The organism is Xanthomonas campestris pv. badrii (assembly GCF_012848175.1).
In the GTDB taxonomy this organism is placed as follows: Bacteria; Pseudomonadota; Gammaproteobacteria; order Xanthomonadales; family Xanthomonadaceae; genus Xanthomonas; species Xanthomonas campestris_C.
Genome location: NZ_CP051651.1, coordinates 374,051 through 392,562 on the forward strand (window position 1 = coordinate 374,051; position 18,512 = coordinate 392,562).

An 18,512-nucleotide genomic window follows, 5' to 3' on the forward strand; every position below is an offset into this window, starting at 1 on the left:
GCGGCGGCCATGCCGACACGCGCCGGGGAGGCGGGATGAAGACACGCGCTGCGGTGGTCTGGGGCCCGCATCAGCCGCTGACCATCGAAGAAGTGGACCTGCAGCCGCCGCGCCCCGGCGAAGTGCTGGTGCGCCTGGTCGCCACCGGCATCTGCCATGGCGACGCGCATGCGCTGGCGCACGGGCAGGCAAGCAGCTTCCCGGCGATCCTGGGCCAGGAGGGGGCCGGCATCGTCGAAGGCGTGGGCATCGGCGTCACCAGCGTGCGGCCCGGCGATCACGTCATTCCGCTGTACATGCCCGAATGCGGCGTGTGCAAGTTCTGCCGCTCCGGGCGTACCAACCTGTGCCAGGCGATCCGCAGCAGCCAGGAGCGCGGCCTGATGCCCGATGGCAGCAGCCGGTTCTCATTGCATGGGCGCCCGATCCTGCACCACATGGGCACCAGCACGTTTTCCCAATACACCGTGTTGCCGGAGATCGCGGTGGCGCGCATCAACCCGGATGCGCCGCTGGATCAGGTCTGCCTGCTCGGCTGCACGGTCACCACCGGCGTGGGCGCGGTGCTCAACAGCACGCATGTGCGACCCGGCGACTGTGTGGCGGTGTTCGGGCTGGGCGGGATCGGCTTGTCGGTCATCCAGGGTGCAGTGCTGGCGCAGGCCGGGCGCGTCATCGCGGTGGACATCGACCCCGGAAAATTCGCACTGGCACGCGCGCTGGGCGCCACCGATTGCCTGGACCCGCGCGACTACGGCGCGCCGATCCAGCAGGTAATCGTGGACCTCACCGATGGCGGTGCCGACCACAGCTTCGAATGCGTCGGCGATGTCGGAGCAATGCGCGCGGCGCTGGAGTGCTGCCACAAGGGCTGGGGCGAGAGCGTCATTCTCGGCGTGGCCGACGGTGCGCAGGAAATCAGCACCCGTCCCTTCCAGCTGGTCACCGGGCGGGTGTGGCGGGGCAGCGCGTTCGGCGGGGTGAAGGGGCGCAGCGAGTTGCCCGGCTATGTGGAGCGTTATCTGCGTGGCGATCTCCAGCTGGCACCGCTGATCACCCGCACGCTCGCATTGGACGACATCAATCAGGCGCTGGCAGATCTGCGCGCGGCGCGCGGCATCAAATCCATCGTGCGGTATTGAAGGAGACGACATGAGGCCGACGCATCACTTGCTGGGGTATCGCGGTCCACTGCCATTTCGCACCGCACGCCATGGCCGCGATGCAGTGCAACGGCGTCGGCTCGCCTGTGCGTGCGCAGCGTTGCTGTGCGCCGGCACGATCGGCATTGCACAGGCGGACGAGGCGCCGCAAGTCAGCTGGCTGGACCGGATCGAAGTCACCGCCACGCCCATCCCAGGCACCACCATCGATGCGGCGCAGCTGCCGTACATGGTGCAGTCGGCGACCACTGCGGCGTTGTCGCGCGGGCGCAGCAACAATCTCAGCGATCTGCTGCAACGCCGCTTTGTCGGTGTGGATGGCAACGACGTACAGGGCAGCGCATTTCAGAACGACCTCACCTTCCATGGCTTTCGCGCATCGGCCTTGCCGGGCGCCTCGCAAGGCGTGTCGGTGTACTTGGATGGCGTGCGTGTCAATGAACCGTTCGCCGACATCGTCAGCTGGGACATGCTGCCCGAATCGGCCATCACCGCCGTGACCCTGATGCCTGGTTCCAACCCGTTGTTCGGGCCGAACACGCTCGGCGGTGCGGTGGTGTTGTCCACCGCATCCGGCCTCACTGCGCCCGGATTGCAGGGCGAACTGACCATCGGCAGCGGCGCGCGCAAGCGGCTGGACGCCAGCTACGGCGTGGCTGGCGGCGATGGCTGGCATGGCTTTATCGCAGTGACCGGCTTCGACGAAAACGGCTGGCGCGATGCCTCCGAAGGACGCCTGGGCACGCTGTTCGGCAAAGTTGGGCGGCAAGGCGATGACACCGACTGGAGTCTGTCGCTGCTGCATGGGCGCAGCCGCCTGATCGGCAATGGCCTGCTGCCTGACACGCGCTACACCGATGAAGGGCCAGAGCCCGGGCTGTACCGCGCCGACCGCCGCGCGGTGTATACCTCGCCGGACCTCACCCGCAATCGCACCACGCTGCTGACCGCGCAACTGGATCATCGCTTCGATGCCGACACCGCGCTGCACGCGCTGGCGTACTCGCGGGTGGGGCGGCGCGACACCGTCAACGGCGACATCGGCGAGGACTACGAAGCGTTCGTCGAGGAGTGCGCCTCCGGCTACGCCGCCGACGGCAGCGCGCTGGATGCCGAGTGCGAGGTGGCGCGCGCCGATGCCGCTGCGCTGCACACTGGCGCGCTCAATACCACCCAGATGCGTCAGCAAGCGCAGGGGCTTGCGCTCAACCTGAGCAAGCAGTGGGGCGCGCATGCGCTCAGTGCCGGTGTCACCTTCGACCGCGGGCATGTGCGTTACCGCCAATTCGCCCGCGATGGCTGGGTGCAGCCGGACCGCTCGGTGGTGGCAGACCCCGATGCCGAGCGTGCGTTCTTTTCCGGCGTGCGCGGCAGCACCAAGACGCTGGGGGCCTTTGTCGCAGATACCTGGGAGCTGGACGCAGCCACCCATCTCACTGCCGCCGTGCGCTGGAACCGGGTGGTGGTGGACAACATCCTCTCCACCGCCGAAGACGGCGACCGCCCGCGCGAGCGCTTCGTCTACGCCAAGGCCAACCCCTCGCTGGGGCTCACCCATCGGCTGGAGTCCGGCCTCACCGTGTACGGCTCGGTGGCGCAGAACACGCGCGCGCCCACGGCCATCGAGCTGGGCTGCGCCGATCCCACCCAGCCGTGCCGGCTGCCGACCGGCCTGCAGGCCGACCCGCGGCTGGAGCAGATCGTCTCGCGTACCTACGAGCTGGGCGCACGTTGGTCGCCATGGGCCGACAGCAACGCGACGGTGTTGGTGTACCGCGCCGACAATCGCGACGACATCTTGTTCCTGCGTGCGCCCGATACGCAGCTGGGTTATTTCGACAACGTGGGCCGTACCCGCTACCAGGGCATCGACGCGGCGCTGCACCTGCGCAGCGGCGACTGGCAGTGGTCTGCGGGGTACAGCTATCTGGATGCGACCTACCGCAGCAGCGGCGAACTGCTGTCCGGCGAACGCGTGATCGCCCTGCGGCCGGGCCTGCGAATCGCAGCATTACCGCGGCATAACCTCAAGCTTGGCGTGGAATGGCAGCGCGATGCGCTGACGTTGGGCATGGGCCTGCGCGCGGTCTCCGGGCGGGTCGCCAGCGGCAACGAAGACGGTCAGGTCGACAACGTCGAAGAAGGCGAAGCCGCGCCCGAGCGCATCGACATCGGCACTGCCGGCTATGCGCTGGTGGATCTGCAGGCGCGCTGGGCCATCACTGCGCGCGTGTCGCTGTTCGCACGCATCGACAATGTGTTCGACCGCCAGTACGCCACCTATGCCGCCGTGGCCGAAGACGTGTTCCCCGACGGCGAACTCGCCCGCCCGCAGCAATCGCCGGTGGAAACCGGACCAGCCCGTTTCCTGGCGCCGGGAGTGCCCCGGCAGTATCTGATTGGCGTGCGGTGGGCGCTTTGATTATGGGAATGGGGAGTAGGGAATCGAGAATGGGTAAGAGCAAGTGGGCTTAGCTCTACGATTCCCGATTCCCGATTCCCGATTCACCCGGTATCCAGACCGTGCTTGCGCAACTTGCGATACAGCGTATTGCGGCTGATTCCCAGCGCATCGGCGGTGCGGCTGACATTCCAGCGGTGGCGTTCGAGTTGTTGCTGCAGCACCATGCGTTCGGCTTGATCCAGTGCGGCGCGGCCGGGCATGTCGTCGGCGGCCACCGCGCGGCCATCGACCAGGCACGGCGCGCTGCCGGCATCGACGATTTCCTGCGGCAGGTTGGGCAGGCGGATCACGTCATCGCTGCACAGCACCGCGGCGGTGCGCAGCACGTTACGCAGCTGACGCAGATTGCCGGGCCAGGCGTAGCTGAGCAGCTTGTGCATCGCCTCTTCGCTGATGCGCACGCTGCGTTCGGTACTTTCTTCGCGCAGCAGCGTGCGGATCAGCTCGGCCTTGTCGCTACGTTCGCGCAGCGGCGGCAGGTGCAGCACCACGCCGTTGAGGCGGTAATACAGATCCTCGCGAAACTCGCCTGCAGCCACGCGTTGCGCCAGATCGCGGTGGCTGGCACTGATGACATGCAGCTCCAGCGGCACCGCCCGCTCGCTGCCGAGCGGTGTGACCGATTGTTCTTCCAGCACGCGCAGCAGGCGGCTCTGCAACGGCAACGGCATGTCACCGATTTCGTCCAGGAACAGCGTGCCGCCACTGGCCTGCAGCAATTTGCCGTGGCGCCCTTCGCGCGCGGCATCGGTGAAGGCGCCGCGCGCGTAACCGAACAATTCGCTTTCGATCAGCGCCTCGGGAATCGCCGCGCAATTGATCGCGACAAACGCGCCGCTGGCCCAGGGTGAGCCGCGATGCACCGCCTTGGCGAATTCTTCCTTGCCGGTGCCGGTGTCGCCGCGCAGCAGGATCGATACGCGGTGCGCGGCCAGTTTCAGTGCATTGGCCAGGTTGTGGCGCATGCGCGAATCCGAGCCGACATGTTCGCCCGGCTGCAGTTCGCCCTCCGGTGCCACCTGTCCGGCCCCGCCGATGGACGCCGGTGCAGCCCGCACGCGTGGCGGCCGCACCAGCGCATAGAAACGCCGCCCGTGGCACGCGCAGCGAATCGACCACAGCGTGCCTGCGTCGCTGCCGGCGCGGTGTTCCAGGGTGTCGAAATCCAGCTGCATCACCTGCGAGATGTCGCGGCCCACCAGCTGGCTGCGGTCCAGCTTGCCCAGTTGTTCCAGCACCGCTTCGTTGACCGCCAGCACACGGCCATCGGCACCGATGGCGATCAGCGCTTCATGCAACAGCCCGGCAAATTCCGGGCGGCTGTGAAAGCGCAGGATGAAGGCGTGGCCGAACTGGTTGAGGAAATGCGAACGCGAGATCTGCGCGGCCGACATGCTGACCAGGGCCATGGTATGCCGCTGGATCTGCTTGCTGTCCTGTGCGTTGGGAGTAGAGGCGTCCAGTACCGCCAGCAGGTCGCCATGCGGGTCCAGGATCGGCGCGCCGCTGCACGACAATGGCAGGTGCCGGGCCAGGTAATGCTCGCCGCGGTGCACGCTCACCGCAGTGCGTTCGGCCGCACAGGTGCCCAGGCCGTTGGTGCCTTGATGGCACTCGGCCCAGCTGGCGCCGCAGAACAGGCCGGCCTGGCGGAATTCGCGCAGCAGCGTGGAGTCGTGAACGCTGTGCAGCACGGTGGCCTCGGCATCGCCGAAGATCACCGCGTAGCCGCTGCCGGCAATCTGCTCGTACAGGTTTTCCATCTCCACCCTGGCGATGCGCAGCACCTCGCCCAGGCGCTGCTGGCGCTCGCGCACATGCAGCGCGTCGTGCACCAGCGGCTCGGGAGTCGCTTCGGGCAGCAGCGCGTAATCGTCCAGGCAGCGCCGCCACGAGCGCGACAGTGGCGCCGCCAGTGGCGCGATGTCGCGCAGCCGTCGGATCTGCCGGAGGGCATCCGGTTCGATCTCCGGCAGGCTGATGGAAGCGGCAGCGACAACGCTTGGCTCTGACATGGGCCAGCGTTCCTCAGTGGGCGCGAGACGCCAGTAGAGACACAAACCGGGCCTTCGCTCAAACTGCATTGCAGCAAACGGTATGGCGACGCGGACGCCAACTGTCGACAAAGCCCCTCTGCCCGCGGGGCGGGAAGACGCGGCTGGCACGCCGTGGGCGCGTGTGCCTTGGGAGCGCCCGCGGCGCAAGCGCGGGCCGGGGCGCGGAAGGGTAAAGGTACGGGGGCTAGGTGAAGGTGCGGGGGCTAGGTGAAGGTGCGGGGCGAAAAATTGATGTCGTTCAATTTGCACGAGGCTTTGCACGTACCCTCATCCGCCCCTTCGGGGCACCTTCTCCCGACGGGAGAAGGGAGGTTGCCCGGCTCGCCGATCGCACGCTTGCCGTTCTTCTGCGCCCAGTAGGTCCTGCTTAAGCCCCTCTCCTGCGGGAGAGGGGTTGGGGTGAGGGTACGGGGCGAAGCCTCGTCGCCGTTTAACCTGCACAAGGCTCCACTCGTACCCTCATCCGCCCCTACAGGGCACCTTCTCCCCCACGCAGGAGGCCATGTCCCGCTGGGAGAAGGGCAAGGCGCGCGTTACAGCGCGTAGCCGAACTGCTGCTTGAACTGATCGTTGAACTCGGCGAAGTCGAAGCGCTGGTTCTGCGTGCCCGGGTGCTCCACCTTCAGCGCGCCCATCAGGTTGCCCATGCGGCCGATGGTCAGCCAGTCGTAGTTGTGCTGGATGCCGTAGATCAGCCCGGCGCGGAACGCATCGCCGCAGCCGGTGGGGTCGACCACGCGCCGCTCGTGCGCCGGCGGGATGTCGTAGGTCTTCTCCGGCGTATGCACCAGCGCGCCCTTGGGGCCCTGCGTGGTGATGTAGGCCTGCACGCGCGAGACGATGTCCTTCTCGTTCCAGCCGGTGCGCTCCTGCAGCAGGTTGGACTCGTAGTCGTTGACCACCACGTAGTCGGCCTGCTCGATGAACTGGCGCAGCTCCGGGCCGTTGAACAGCGGCATCGCCTGCCCGGGGTCGAAGATGAAGGGGATGCCGCCGGCAGCGAACTCTTCCGCGTTCTGGATCATGCCTTCGCGCCCATCCGGGCCGACCAGGCCCAGGGTCACGCCCGGTACGTCCTTCACGTGGTTCTCGTAGCTGCGCATCATCGCGCCCGGATGGAAGGCGGTGATCTGGTTGTTGTCGTGGTCGGTGGTGATGAAGGCCTGCGGGGTGAACAGGTCCTCGATGATCTTCACCCGCGACAGGTCGATCCCCAGCGTCTCGAAGTGTTCGCGGTACGGGCCGAAGTCCTGGCCCACCGTGCCCATCGGGATCGGCGCGCCGCCCAGCAGGTGCAGGTTGTAGGCGATGTTGCCGGCGCAGCCGCCGAACTCGCGACGCATGCGCGGAACCAGGAACGACACATTCAGGATGTGCACCTTGTCCGGCAGGATGTGGTTCTTGAACTGGTCCGGAAACACCATGATGGTGTCGTAGGCGAGGGAACCACAGATCAGTGCGGACATCGAATCAGGCCTTTGCGTAGGGAAATACCCGCCAGTTGCCGGGCACGGCAGCGGGACGGCGCGCGCGCCGCGGCGCAAAGGGTAACGGCTGCGACCGATCAGGGCCACAACCGCATGCCATGGCCGGCGTGACCGCCACATGAAAACGCAGGCGCCATCGCCGATTTTTCCTTGCTCACCCCGGGGGGGATTGCTAGGCTAGCCGACTTCGTTTTCTGCCCAAAATTTCGCCACTCTGGCGGCAGGGCGCGCGACTTACCCAGGAACAACTCCCTCGATGTTCAAGAAACTGCGCGGCATGTTCTCCAACGACCTGTCCATCGATCTGGGCACGGCCAATACGCTGATCTACGTGCGCGGGCAGGGCATCGTGCTGAACGAGCCATCGGTGGTGGCGGTGCGTCAGGACCGTGCGATCGGCGGCACGCGCTCGGTGGCGGCCGTCGGCGCGGAGGCCAAGCAGATGCTCGGCCGTACCCCCGGTCACATCACCACCATCCGCCCGATGAAGGACGGCGTGATCGCCGACTTCACCTATACCGAGGCGATGCTGAAGCACTTCATCAAGAAGGTGCACAAGTCGCGCTTCCTGCGCCCCAGCCCGCGCGTGCTGGTGTGCGTGCCGGCCGGTTCCACCCAGGTGGAGCGCCGCGCGATCAAGGAATCGGCGGAAGAGGCCGGTGCGCGCGATGTGTACCTGATCGAGGAACCGATGGCCGCCGCGATCGGTGCCGGCATGCCGGTGACCGAGGCGCGTGGCTCGATGGTCATCGACATCGGCGGCGGCACCACCGAAGTGGCGGTGATCTCGCTCAACGGCATCGTCTACTCGCAGTCGGTGCGCGTGGGCGGCGACCGCTTCGACGAGTCGATCACCAACTACGTGCGCCGCAACCACGGCATGCTGATCGGTGAAGCCACCGCCGAGCGCATCAAGCTGCAGATCGGCTGCGCCTACCCGCAGGACGAGGTGCAGGAGATGGAAATCTCCGGCCGTAACCTTGCAGAGGGCGTGCCGAAGATGATCAAGATCAACTCCAACGAAGTGCTCGAAGCGCTGCACGAGCCGCTGTCGGGTATTGTCTCCGCGGTCAAGCTGGCGCTGGAGCAGACCCCGCCGGAACTGTGTGCCGACGTGGCCGAGCGCGGCATCGTGCTCACCGGTGGCGGCGCGCTGCTGCGCGACCTGGACCGCCTGATCTCCGAGGAAACCGGCCTGCACGTGCAGGTGGCCGACGACCCGCTCACCTGCGTGGCCCGCGGCGGTGGCCGTGCACTGGAGCTGGTGGACATGCATGGCAATGAGTTCTTCGCGCCGGAGTAATGGAGCTGGGAATGGGGAATCGGGAGTGGGGAATCGTAAAAGCGTTTCCTGCCTGCGGCCCTGAGCGCTTGCGACGCATTCCCGCCAAAGCGAGTTTTCGCCTCAGCCGTCAGGTGGGCAGCCAACTGCTCACCCATTCCCCATTCCCGACTCCCCAATCCCGGCCCTGACAGTGCCCTCCTACGCCGGTCCTCCCGTCGCCTCCCGTCCGGGCGAAGCCACCTCCACGCTGCGGCTGCTGGTCTACCTGGTGCTGGCGGTGGTGCTGATCGCGCTCGATAGCCGCGGCGGCTGGTTGAGCCAGGTGCGGCTGCAGGCCAATTTGCTGATCCAGCCGATCTGGGCGGTGGCCGGGCTGCCGGGGCGGATCGGCTCGCAGGTGCGCGACAACGCCGCCACCCATGCGCAACTGGTGGAAGAAACCCGCGACCTGCGTAATCAGCTGCTGGTCGCCAATGCGCGGCTGACCCGGCTGCAGACCGCCGCGCTGGACAACGCGCAGTTGCGCGAGCTGCTCAACGTGGCCGAGCGCCGTGGCCTGGACGTGCAGCTCGCGCCGATCCTGGACATCGACCTGGACCCCACCCGCCAGCGCCTGCTGCTGGATGCCGGCAGCCGCGACGGCGTGCTGCTGGGCCAGGCGGTGATCGATGCCGGCGGGTTGATGGGGCAGGTGATCGAAGTGACCCCGCTGCATTCGACCGTGCTGCTGCTGACCGACCCCGATCATGCGGTGCCGGTCAGCGTGGCCCGCAACGGCGTGCGCCTGATCGTCTACGGCCGCGGCGACCGCCTGGAATTGCGCGACATCCCGCTCAGTGCCGGCGTGCAGGTGGGCGACGAGATCGTCACCTCCGGCCTGGGCGGCCGCTTCCCGGCCGGCTTCCCGGTCGGCAAGGTCTCCGAACTGCACCCCGACGACACCCACGCCTTCCTGGTCGGCGAACTGACCCCGGCCGCCAAGCTCGACCGCGGTCGCGACGTGTTGCTGCTGCGGGCGGGCAAGCCGTTGCGGGTGGGGATGGGGCCGGGACCGGGGACCGGGGACCCGGGACCCGGTAACAGCGACGGCAACGGTGGTCATCAAGGCGGCGGGCCTGTCGCGAGCGGCGAGCGTGCGGATGCCGCGATCGCTGCACCGACATCCCCCGCTTCTGCCCGGGTCTCCGGTCCCGGGTCCCCGGTCCCGGCCACAGACACCTCCGCGCAGGACAGCCGACGAACCGACGCCGCTCCGGCAGCGACGTCCGCCGCTTCTCCCCGGGTCCCCGGTCCCGGGTCCCTGGTCCCGGCCACAGACACCTCCGCGCAGGACAGCCGACGAACCGACGCCGCTCCGGCAGCGACGTCCGCCGCTTCTCCCCGGGTCCCCGGTCCCGGGTCCCCGGTCCCGGCTTCACCGGAGACGGACCAATGACCCGCATGCGCAACACCTGGATCCTGCCGGCCAGCATCGTCATCGCGCTGGTCCTGGGCCTGCTGCCGTTGCCGGCGATGGTGCAGCCGCTGCGGCCCTATTGGGTGGCGCTGGTGCTGGCCTACTGGGTGATCGAGGAACCGGACCGGGTGGGGCTGGGCATCGCCTTCGTGGCCGGGGTATTGGCCGACCTGCTGTATGGCGGGTTGCTTGGCGAGCAGGCGCTGCGGCTGGTGATCATGACCTTCATCCTGCAGCGCTTCCGCGCGCGGATGCGCTTCTTCCCGGTGTCGCAGCAGGCGCTGGCGATCGGTGGGCTGCTGCTCAACGACCGCATCGTCTCCTCGGCGGTGCATCTGGCGGTCGGCGAGCCGACCCTGCCGTGGAGTTACTGGTGGGCGCCGCTGCTGGGCATGGCGCTGTGGCCGCCGCTGTTCGTGTTGCTGGACGCGGTGCGGCTGGGCAAGCGGAGCAAGAAGTAGCCCATGCACGGCCGTCGCCAGCCCAAGAACCCGCACGCCGAGGCCGAGCAGTTCCGCCGCCGCGCGGTGCTGGGTTTTGCACTGGTGGTGCTCTGCCTGGTCGGGCTGGGCGGCTGGTACTTCAAGCTGCAGGTGCTCGACCACGAGGTCTATGCCACGCGCTCGGAGGCCAACCGCATCAAGCCCAAGCCGGTGGTGCCCGGGCGCGGCATGATCTACGACCGCACCGGCCGCCTGCTGGCCGAGAACGTGCCGGCGTTCCGCCTGGACGTGACCCCGGACAAGGTCGCCGACATGGACGCCATGCTGGCCGCACTGGGCAAGGTGATCCCGATCGCGCCGGAAGACCTGGAGCGCTTCAATCGCGAGCGCCGCGCGCGCCGCAGCTTCCTGCCGGTGACGCTCAAGCTGCGCATGAGCGATGAGGAAATGGCGCGCTTTGCAGTGGAGCGCTGGCGCTTTCCCGGCGTGGAGCTGGAGCCGTACCTGACCCGCCGCTATCCGTTCGGGCCGCTGTTTGCGCACATCATCGGCTACGTCGGTCGCATCGACGAAAAAGACCTGGCGGTGCTGGGCGAGGGCAATGCCGCGTTGACCCACATGGGCAAGTCCGGGCTGGAGCGTTACTACGAGCAGGACCTGCGTGGCCAGGTCGGCTACGAGCAGGTCGAGACCAACGTGCAGGGGCGGGCGATCCGCACCGTGGGGCGGGTGGCGCCGCAATCCGGCGCGGATCTGCGGCTGTCGGTAGACGCCGACCTGCAGCGTGCGATGGTGGCCGCGTTCGGCGAGCACGAAGGTGCGGCGATTGCGATGGACCCGCGGACCGGGGAGATCCTGGGCATGGTCAGCCTGCCCAGCTACGACCCCAACCTGTTCGTCAACGGCATCTCGCATACCGACTTCAAGATGCTCAACGATAACCCGTCGCGGCCGCAGTTCAACCGGCTGGTGCTCGGGGGCGTGGCGCCCGGCTCCACGCTCAAGCCGCTGATTGCGCTGGCCGGCCTGGACAGCGGGCTGCGCCGGCCGGAAGACCGGGTGCTGTCCACCGGCATGTTCTACCTACCCGGCGTCAGCCGCGGCTGGGGCGACTCGCACCGCGGCGGCCACGGCTGGACCGACCTGCGCAAATCCATCGCCCAGTCGGTCAATACCTATTACTACCGCCTGGCGGTGGACATGGGCATCGAGCGCTTCGACCGCTACATGTCCGACTACGGCTTCGGCCAGCCCACCGGGGTGGACCTGCTGGGCGAAATCGGCGGCATCCTGCCGTCGCCGGCCTACAAGTACAAGACCCGCAAGGAGCGCTGGTATCCCGGCGACACCGTCAACATCGCCATCGGCCAGGGCGACTGGAAGGTCACCCCGCTGCAGCTGGTGCGCGGGGTCTCGGCCATCGCCAGCGGGCTGCTGCTGCGCCCGCACCTGGTGCTGGAGCAGCGCACCGGCTTCGACCACCCCTGGCAGCCGATGATCCAGCCGCCGGGCAAGCCGGTCAGCCCGAGCCCGGCGCACCTGCAGGTGGTGCGCGAGGGCATGATGGACACCATGCGCCCGGGCGGCACCGGGTATGCGATCACGCCCGGCGCGCCGTACCAGATGGCCGGCAAGACCGGCACCGCGCAGGTGGTCAGCCGCAAGGGCGTGGCTGCGGTGGACCCGCGCAGCCTGCCGATGCATCTGCGCCACCGTGGCCTGTTCGTCGGCTTCGCGCCGGCCGACAACCCGGTCATCGCGGTGGCGGTGGCGGTGGAGGGCGGCGGCTTCGGCACCAGCTCGGCGGCGCCGATCGCGCGCAAGATCTTCGACGCCTGGCTGCTCGGCAAGATGCCTGCGGGCCTGCTGCCGCTGGACAGCGAGCTGGGCATGACTGCGGTGGGCATCAACCAGTTCGAAGCCGGCGCCACCGATGCGCGCCAGGCAGGCGATACGGCCGCCGCCACGCTGGAAGACCTGCCGGTGGTGATCGGGCAGAGCGCCGTGGCCCTGGATGCCAGCACGCCCGCGCAGCCGGTGGTGCCGGACGTGCCGGATGCGGTGCAGGAGACCGACCATTGAGCGACATCCTGCGCTGGCTGGTGGACATGGCCGCGCGCTTCACGCGCAGCCTGGACTGGGTGCTGTGCCTGGCGCTGGGCACGTTGATGGTGATCGGCCTGTCGGTGCTCAAGAGCGCCGGCGGTGCTGCCGAGGGCGATCATCTGGTGATGGCGCAGGGGGTGCGCTTCGTCATCGGCGCGGGCGCGATGTGGTGCATCTCGCGCATGTCGGTGCTGCGCCTGCGTGCGTGGACACCGTGGATCTATGGCCTGTCGATGGTGCCGCTGCTGGCGGTGTTCGTGCTGGGCACCGGCAAGTACGGCCGCCAGTGGCTGGACCTGAAAGTGTTCTACCTGCAGCCGGCCGAGCTGCTCAAGATCAGCCTGCCGATGATGGCGGCCTGGTATCTGCACCGCATGCCGCTGCCGCCGCGCATCGCCACCGTGTTGGTCGCCTGCATGATCATCGGCGTGCCCACCGCGCTGATCATGCTGCAGCCGGACTTCGGCACCGGCGTGCTGATCGCCGCCAGCGGCGTGTTCGTGCTGCTGCTGGCCGGGTTGCCGTGGTGGTGGGTGGCGGTGGGCATCGGCGGGGTCTCGGCGGCCGCGCCGGTGGCCTGGTTCTGGCTGCTGCGCCCGTACCAGAAGGACCGCATCATGATGTTCCTCAACCCGGAAAACGACGCGCTCGGTGCCGGCTGGAACATCATCCAGTCCAAGATCGCCATTGGCTCCGGCGGGCTGGATGGCAAGGGGTGGGGGCTGGGCTCGCAATCGCACCTGAACTTCATCCCCGAGCAGACCACCGACTTCGCGTTCTCCGTGCTCAGCGAGGAATTCGGCTGGATCGGCGTGGCCACCGTACTCACCCTGTATCTCATCGTCATCGGCCGCTGCCTGTGGATCGCCTCGCAGGCACGCGACACCTATTCGCGCCTGGTCGCCGGTGCCACCGGCCTGGCGTTCTTCGTCTATGTGCTGGTCAACGGCGGCATGATCTCCGGCCTGTTGCCGGTGGTGGGCGTGCCGATGCCGCTGATGAGTTACGGCGGCACCTCGGCGGTGTCGTTGCTGGCCGGGCTGGGGCTGGTGATGGCGGTGAAGTCGCACCGCCCGGTGCATGGGTATTGAGGCGAGGGTGTTGCGTTGCTGCGTCGACGCCTTGCGCCCGCACGCAAGGTTGCAGCATCCATCGATGCGACATGAGTGTGTCAAGCGCTGACACACTTTCAATCGCGCTGCGCTTTTGCGCAGTGCATTGCAACGACGATACATCGGCGTAGGCCTGCTTCGTTCGTGCGGCGCCGGGTTTCGCGCGCCCTCTGCATGCCCGGGCAGTGCTCCGTAGAGTCCGCCGCGTCGCTGCAGCGTTGGCCGCCACGTCGCCTCGCCTGCACAGGCGCGTGCCATTCCTCATTCGGGTGATCTCTTGATGAAATTGCTAAGCGCCGCCATCGGCGGTGTCTGTCTTTCGCTCTGCGCGCAAGCCGGCGCCGTGACCTTTGCGACCGGCGATACGCGCACTGTTGCGCAACCGTCGATTCCCGCCAGTTGCCAGCCGTCCTTGAAGGCCAGCCAGACACCCACCGGGCGGCAATTCGACGCCGCACTGGAAAGCGCGCCCCCCGATACCAAGGCCATCCAGGCCGCGCTCAACGCCTGCAAGAACGGAAGCGTGCTGTTGACCAGCGGCAGCGGCAATGCGTTCCTGACCGGCCCGCTGACGATTCCCGCCGGCGTCACCCTGGTCATCGACCAGGGCGTCACCGTGTACGGCTCGCGCAACCCGGCCGACTACGGCAGCGGCTGCGGCACCGCCGGCTCCAAGAGCGGTGGCTGCCTGCCATTGATCAGCGTCAAGGGCGCCAATTCCGGTGTCATGGGCATCCGCACCGGCGGGCGCCAGGGCACCATCGATGGGCGTGGCGATCAAGTCATGCTCGGCAAGAGCACCACCTGGTGGGAGTTCGGCGAAAACGCCAAGGCGGCTGGCCAAGTGCAGAACAGTCCCGATCTGATCAAGGTGCAGAATTCCAGCCAGTTCACGCTCTACGACATCAACCTGATCAATGCGGCGTACTTCCATTTCTTCTCGCATATCGTCAACGGGCTCACCATCTGGGGCGTGCGGGTGAAATCGCCGGCCAGCAGCCCCAACACCGACGGCCTGGATCTGGACAGCGTGGTCAACGCCACCATCCACGACAGCGATGTGATGGGCGGCGACGACTGCGTGGCGATCAAGACCATCGCCTCCAAGTCGGCCAATATCACCGTGCGCGACAGCCGCTGCCATGGCACGCATGGCCTTTCGATCGGTAGCGAAATGATGTACGGCGTCAGCAACGTGCTGATGGACAACAACGCCCTGGTCTCCACCGACGATGCCGGCAACCGCAGCACCGACAACAATGGCCTGCGCATCAAGACCAGCATCGTCAAGGGCGGGCCGGTGAGCCAGGTGACCTATCGCAACACCTGCCTGTACGGGGTGACCAGCCCGGTGGTGATCAACCCGTTCTATGCCGGCGGCAGCAGCGGCACCAAGCCGACCTTCAGCGCCATCGTCGTGGATGGATTGCGCAGCGCCAACGACGCCGGCGGCAAGGGGTGGATCCTGCGCGGCTACGACGCGCAGACGCCGCTGGATCTGGTGCTGGCCAACGTGGCCGTCGGCAGCGCGTCGGTCAAAGTGACCGCGAGCGATGCGCGGATCGGGCTCAGCAACAGCGCGCTGACACCCACCGGCACCGGAGTCACCACCGGCCCGGTGCAGGTTGGCGGCGCGATCCCCACCTGCTCGGGGGCTCCCCGCTTTCCTGCACTGTGAGACACCCGGCGCGGCCCTCCAACGGACGCGCCGGACCGGTGGCTACCGCGCAGCGCCGCACCCGCCAAGGCGGCGCAGTAGCGAACGCGTCGTCCGCCAATCCACGCCGCATGCGCACCTGCTACTCAGTTGGATGACTGGCGTGCGCGTGGCGAGCCGTCGCTCCATGACCTGGACAAGTGCAGGCGAGAACCACGCTGAAGAGTTGCCGTTCCAGGGGTCTACCCATCAGCCAGCCAAAGCCAAACCGCACGGCTCGGCATCGGCCTGCCAAACCATACGACTCGGTCTTGGCCTTGGCCCCGCAGCAGCCCGCCAAGTCTGCCTCCGGGTCGCAGCCTCAACCGTAAACATAAAACACCGTTCTATTCCCGACTCATCTGCTCCCCATTTCCGATTCCCGAATCCCGAATCCCGAATCCCGAATTTGCTGCAACACCCCTTGACTTGATCCAAAGTCTTTGCGTTTCATGGCCTTATTGCCAGAAGTTCATCTGATGTCTGTTACCCTCGGCCGATGATTCGACGCACCCTGACCTGCCTGCTCACCCTCGGCCTTGTCGCCTGCGCGACCCAGCCCAGCCCTCCGTCCCCGCCGCCGGCGGCCAGTGCGCCCCCGGCCAAGCCGCCCGGTCCCCCTGTAGCGTCCGCAACGCCCGCCAGTGCTGCTGCCGAGGCGCCCGCCTTGCCGCCCGTGGACCTGACCCCGGTACCGTTCGAGATCGCCCGCGCCAACTTCGTGCGTGACACCGCCGGCAAATACGGCATCGATGCAGCGCAGATCGAGGCGACCCTGGCGCAGGCACAGTTCAAGGACGCCATCGTCACCGCGATGTCGCGCCCGGCCGAACGGGTCAAGCCGTGGAACGACTACCGGCCGATATTCATCACCCAGGCGCGCATCGACGGCGGCCGCAAGTTCCTCGCCGAACACCGCGCCGAGCTGAGCAAGGTCGAAGCTGCCACCGGTGTGCCGGCGCAGGTGATCGTGGCCATCATCGGGGTGGAAACCAGCTACGGCACCAACGCCGGCAAATACCGTGTGCTGGATGCGCTATACACGCTGGCGTTCCGTTATCCACGCAGCGGCGACCCGGCCAAGCTCGAGCGCGAAGTGCGCCGTGAACTGTTTTTCCGCGATGAACTCGGTCAATTGTTCGCGCTCGGCAAGGAAGAGCAACTCGACGTCACCGCGCTGATCGGCAGCTACGCCGGTGCGATGGGCATGGGCCAGTTCATGCCATCGAGCTACCGCCAGTTCGGTGTCGATGGCGATGCCGACGGCAAGCGCAATCTGTTCACCGACTACAACGACGTGTTCGCCTCGATCGCCAATTACTTCGTCAAGAAGGGCGGCTGGGTGCGCGGCGGGCAGGTCGCCGTGCCGGCCACGCTGGCCGCCGGCCACGAAGAATTCAACCCCACCGACTGGTCGCCGGTGTACACGCTGGCCGACCTGTCGGCGCGCGGATATCACCCGGGCGCGCCGGTGGTGGCCGGCAGCACCGCCACCCCGATCAGCCTGGACGATGCCAACGGCAAGCAGTACTGGCTGGGCTTCCAGAACTTCTACGCAATCACCCGCTACAACATTTCCAAGATGTATGCGATGGCCGTGTTCCAGCTGTCCGAGGCCATCGCCGGCAAGGAGTTACCACCGGCATGAACAGCATTGCAGGCCACAAGTGGCTGATTCCGATGGCACTGATGCTGGGCCTGGCGGCCTGCAGCAGCGCACCGAAGAAAGGGGCCGGCAGCACCGGTAGCGGCGCGATCAAGGGGGTGAAGGTCGATGGCAAGGGACCGGCGTATGTCGCCACCGGATGCCCCTCCACCTCGCCGTATGCGGCGGCCAAGGAAGACCCGTCCACGCGCGGCGATTACACCGCCGGCGGCCTGTACAAACCCGGCGTCAAGGACAGCACGCCGGACCACGTGCCCAACGTGGCCTGCATCCCCGAACCGCTGGTCACCAACGAGCCGCGCTCTGCGGTGGGCAATCGCTCGCCGTATGAGGTGCTGGGCAAGCGCTACGTGGTGATGGACAGCCCCGGCGACTATGTCGAACGCGGCACTGCCTCGTATTACGGCAGCAAGTTCCACGGCCGGCTCACCTCCAACAAGGAGGTCTACGACATGTACGCCTTCACCGCCGCGCACAAGACCCTGCCGCTGCCAAGTTTCGCGCTGGTCACCAATACCGACACCGGCGATTCGGTGGTGGTGCGGGTCAACGACCGCGGCCCGTTCCACGACGGACGCGTGATCGATCTGAGCTACGCCGCGGCGGTCAAGCTGGGGATCACCGCCAAGGGCACCGGCAATGTGGAGGTGCGCGGGCTGACCGAAGCCGATAACGGCAACCTGCTGGCCAAGCGTCGCAGCGGCCAGCCGGCCTCCACGGCCGTTGCCACGGCGCGGCCTGCTGCGGGCAGTAGCCAGATCGATGGTCTGGTGCAGCGCCTGCCCACCCGCACCGTGCCGCCACGTGCGGCGGGCGCGGGTACGGTGGTTGCCGCGCCTGCCGCCACCTCGAATGGCGCTGCGGTCATCCCGGCCGGCGAACGGTGGCGCTATCGCGTGGCCGATTCGCGCCAGCCCGGTAATGCCGACAATTTCGATGCCTGGATGAAGGCGCAGGGCGTGCGTGTGGCCACTGGCAAGCCAGCCGCCGCCGCGCCGCGTCCGGCTGCTGTTGCACCAGTCGCCGCTGCGGTGGTCAAGGCGCCGGAGCGCGCGCCTGCGCGCCCGGTCAAGGTCGATCCGGTTCCGGCCAGGGCGCCCAGCGCCGCCGAATCCGCGCTGGGCGACATCCTGTTGCAGGTTGCCAGTTTCGCCAGCCGCGAAAATGCCAATCGCGCGCTGTCGCAGCTGGCATCGGCCGGCATTGCCGGAGCCAGCGTCAGCGATATCGTCAGCGGCGGGCGTACCCTGTGGCGCTTGCGCGTCAATGCACGCGATCACGCCAACGCGTCCGAAATCGCGCAGCGCATTGCCGGTCTGGGCTTCGGGCGCCCGCAAATCGTCGCCAACTGAGCGCCCCGGCCGTGCCTGCCAGATCAGTGGCGGGCACGGTTGCAACCAGCCGCCGCAACCACACCCTTCTGCCACCGCCCGCGGTTGTTTGCTCCGTACGCCCTGTCGGATCGCCGCCCAAGCCGGCATGGCGCCACCCGCCGTGATCGCTGAACTGCGCGGGCGCCTGCGTGGCCTGATGCGTCGCCCTCATTGCTGCAGCGCTTTACAATTTCGCATTACCCA

Annotated in this window: 12 protein-coding genes; 10 read left to right on the forward strand and 2 right to left on the reverse strand. The window is 67.6% G+C overall.

The window, feature by feature from the left end; translation table 11 throughout:
* The first annotated feature begins 35 nt into the window (after positions 1 to 35).
* Together HG421_RS01600 and HG421_RS01605 are read left to right on the forward strand one after the other, a co-directional pair.
* A complete protein-coding gene (locus HG421_RS01600; protein ID WP_169704616.1) occupies positions 36 to 1,142 on the forward strand; it encodes an S-(hydroxymethyl)glutathione dehydrogenase/class III alcohol dehydrogenase in 1,107 nt (368 codons plus the stop codon).
* Between the two features lie 10 nt (positions 1,143 to 1,152).
* On the forward strand, positions 1,153 to 3,585 hold the full coding sequence (locus HG421_RS01605) for a TonB-dependent receptor (protein ID WP_248279451.1): 2,433 nt from the start codon (positions 1,153 to 1,155) through the stop codon (positions 3,583 to 3,585).
* An 83-nt stretch (positions 3,586 to 3,668) separates the two neighbouring features.
* On the opposite strand, the gene HG421_RS01610 is transcribed toward HG421_RS01605, so the two are convergent.
* Together HG421_RS01610 and HG421_RS01615 are read right to left on the reverse strand one after the other, a co-directional pair.
* Positions 3,669 to 5,642 carry a sigma-54-dependent Fis family transcriptional regulator gene (locus HG421_RS01610; protein WP_169704618.1) on the reverse strand — a complete coding sequence of 658 codons (1,974 nt, stop codon included), beginning with the start codon at positions 5,640 to 5,642 and terminating at the stop codon, positions 3,669 to 3,671.
* Positions 5,643 to 6,217: 575 nt separating this feature from the next.
* Positions 6,218 to 7,150 carry a carbohydrate kinase family protein gene (locus tag HG421_RS01615; protein ID WP_169704620.1) on the reverse strand — a complete coding sequence of 311 codons (933 nt, stop codon included), beginning with the start codon at positions 7,148 to 7,150 and terminating at the stop codon, positions 6,218 to 6,220.
* A gap of 277 nt (positions 7,151 to 7,427) precedes the next feature.
* Between HG421_RS01615 and HG421_RS01620 the strand changes: the two genes are divergently transcribed.
* The 8 genes from HG421_RS01620 (at position 7,428) to HG421_RS01655 (ending at position 18,287) form a co-directional block, all read left to right on the forward strand.
* On the forward strand, positions 7,428 to 8,474 hold the full coding sequence (locus HG421_RS01620) for a rod shape-determining protein (RefSeq protein WP_003482734.1): 1,047 nt from the start codon (positions 7,428 to 7,430) through the stop codon (positions 8,472 to 8,474).
* A gap of 172 nt (positions 8,475 to 8,646) precedes the next feature.
* Positions 8,647 to 9,891, forward strand: a complete 1,245-nt coding sequence (gene mreC, locus HG421_RS01625) for a rod shape-determining protein MreC (protein ID WP_169704622.1) — start codon at positions 8,647 to 8,649, stop codon at positions 9,889 to 9,891.
* Positions 9,888 to 10,373: a rod shape-determining protein MreD gene (gene mreD / locus HG421_RS01630; protein WP_169704624.1), complete on the forward strand. Its 486-nt coding sequence runs from the start codon at positions 9,888 to 9,890 to the stop codon at positions 10,371 to 10,373. The genes mreC and mreD overlap by 4 nt, the downstream gene beginning before the upstream one ends.
* A 3-nt stretch (positions 10,374 to 10,376) precedes the next feature.
* Positions 10,377 to 12,437 carry a penicillin-binding protein 2 gene (mrdA, locus tag HG421_RS01635; RefSeq protein WP_169704626.1) on the forward strand — a complete coding sequence of 687 codons (2,061 nt, stop codon included), beginning with the start codon at positions 10,377 to 10,379 and terminating at the stop codon, positions 12,435 to 12,437.
* Entirely contained in the window at positions 12,434 to 13,552 is a 1,119-nt protein-coding gene (rodA, locus tag HG421_RS01640) for a rod shape-determining protein RodA (protein WP_169704628.1), read from the forward strand. Before mrdA ends, rodA begins: the two co-directional genes overlap by 4 nt.
* Positions 13,553 to 13,853: 301 nt before the next feature.
* A complete protein-coding gene (locus HG421_RS01645) occupies positions 13,854 to 15,251 on the forward strand; it encodes a glycoside hydrolase family 28 protein (RefSeq protein WP_169704630.1) in 1,398 nt (465 codons plus the stop codon).
* 517 nt (positions 15,252 to 15,768) lie between these two features.
* Positions 15,769 to 16,917 (forward strand): lytic murein transglycosylase B, encoded by a 1,149-nt coding sequence (gene mltB, locus HG421_RS01650; protein ID WP_169704632.1) that lies wholly within the window; start codon positions 15,769 to 15,771, stop codon positions 16,915 to 16,917.
* Positions 16,914 to 18,287 carry a septal ring lytic transglycosylase RlpA family protein gene (locus HG421_RS01655; protein WP_169704634.1) on the forward strand — a complete coding sequence of 458 codons (1,374 nt, stop codon included), beginning with the start codon at positions 16,914 to 16,916 and terminating at the stop codon, positions 18,285 to 18,287. The genes mltB and HG421_RS01655 overlap by 4 nt, the downstream gene beginning before the upstream one ends.
* Positions 18,288 to 18,512: the final 225 nt, after the last annotated feature.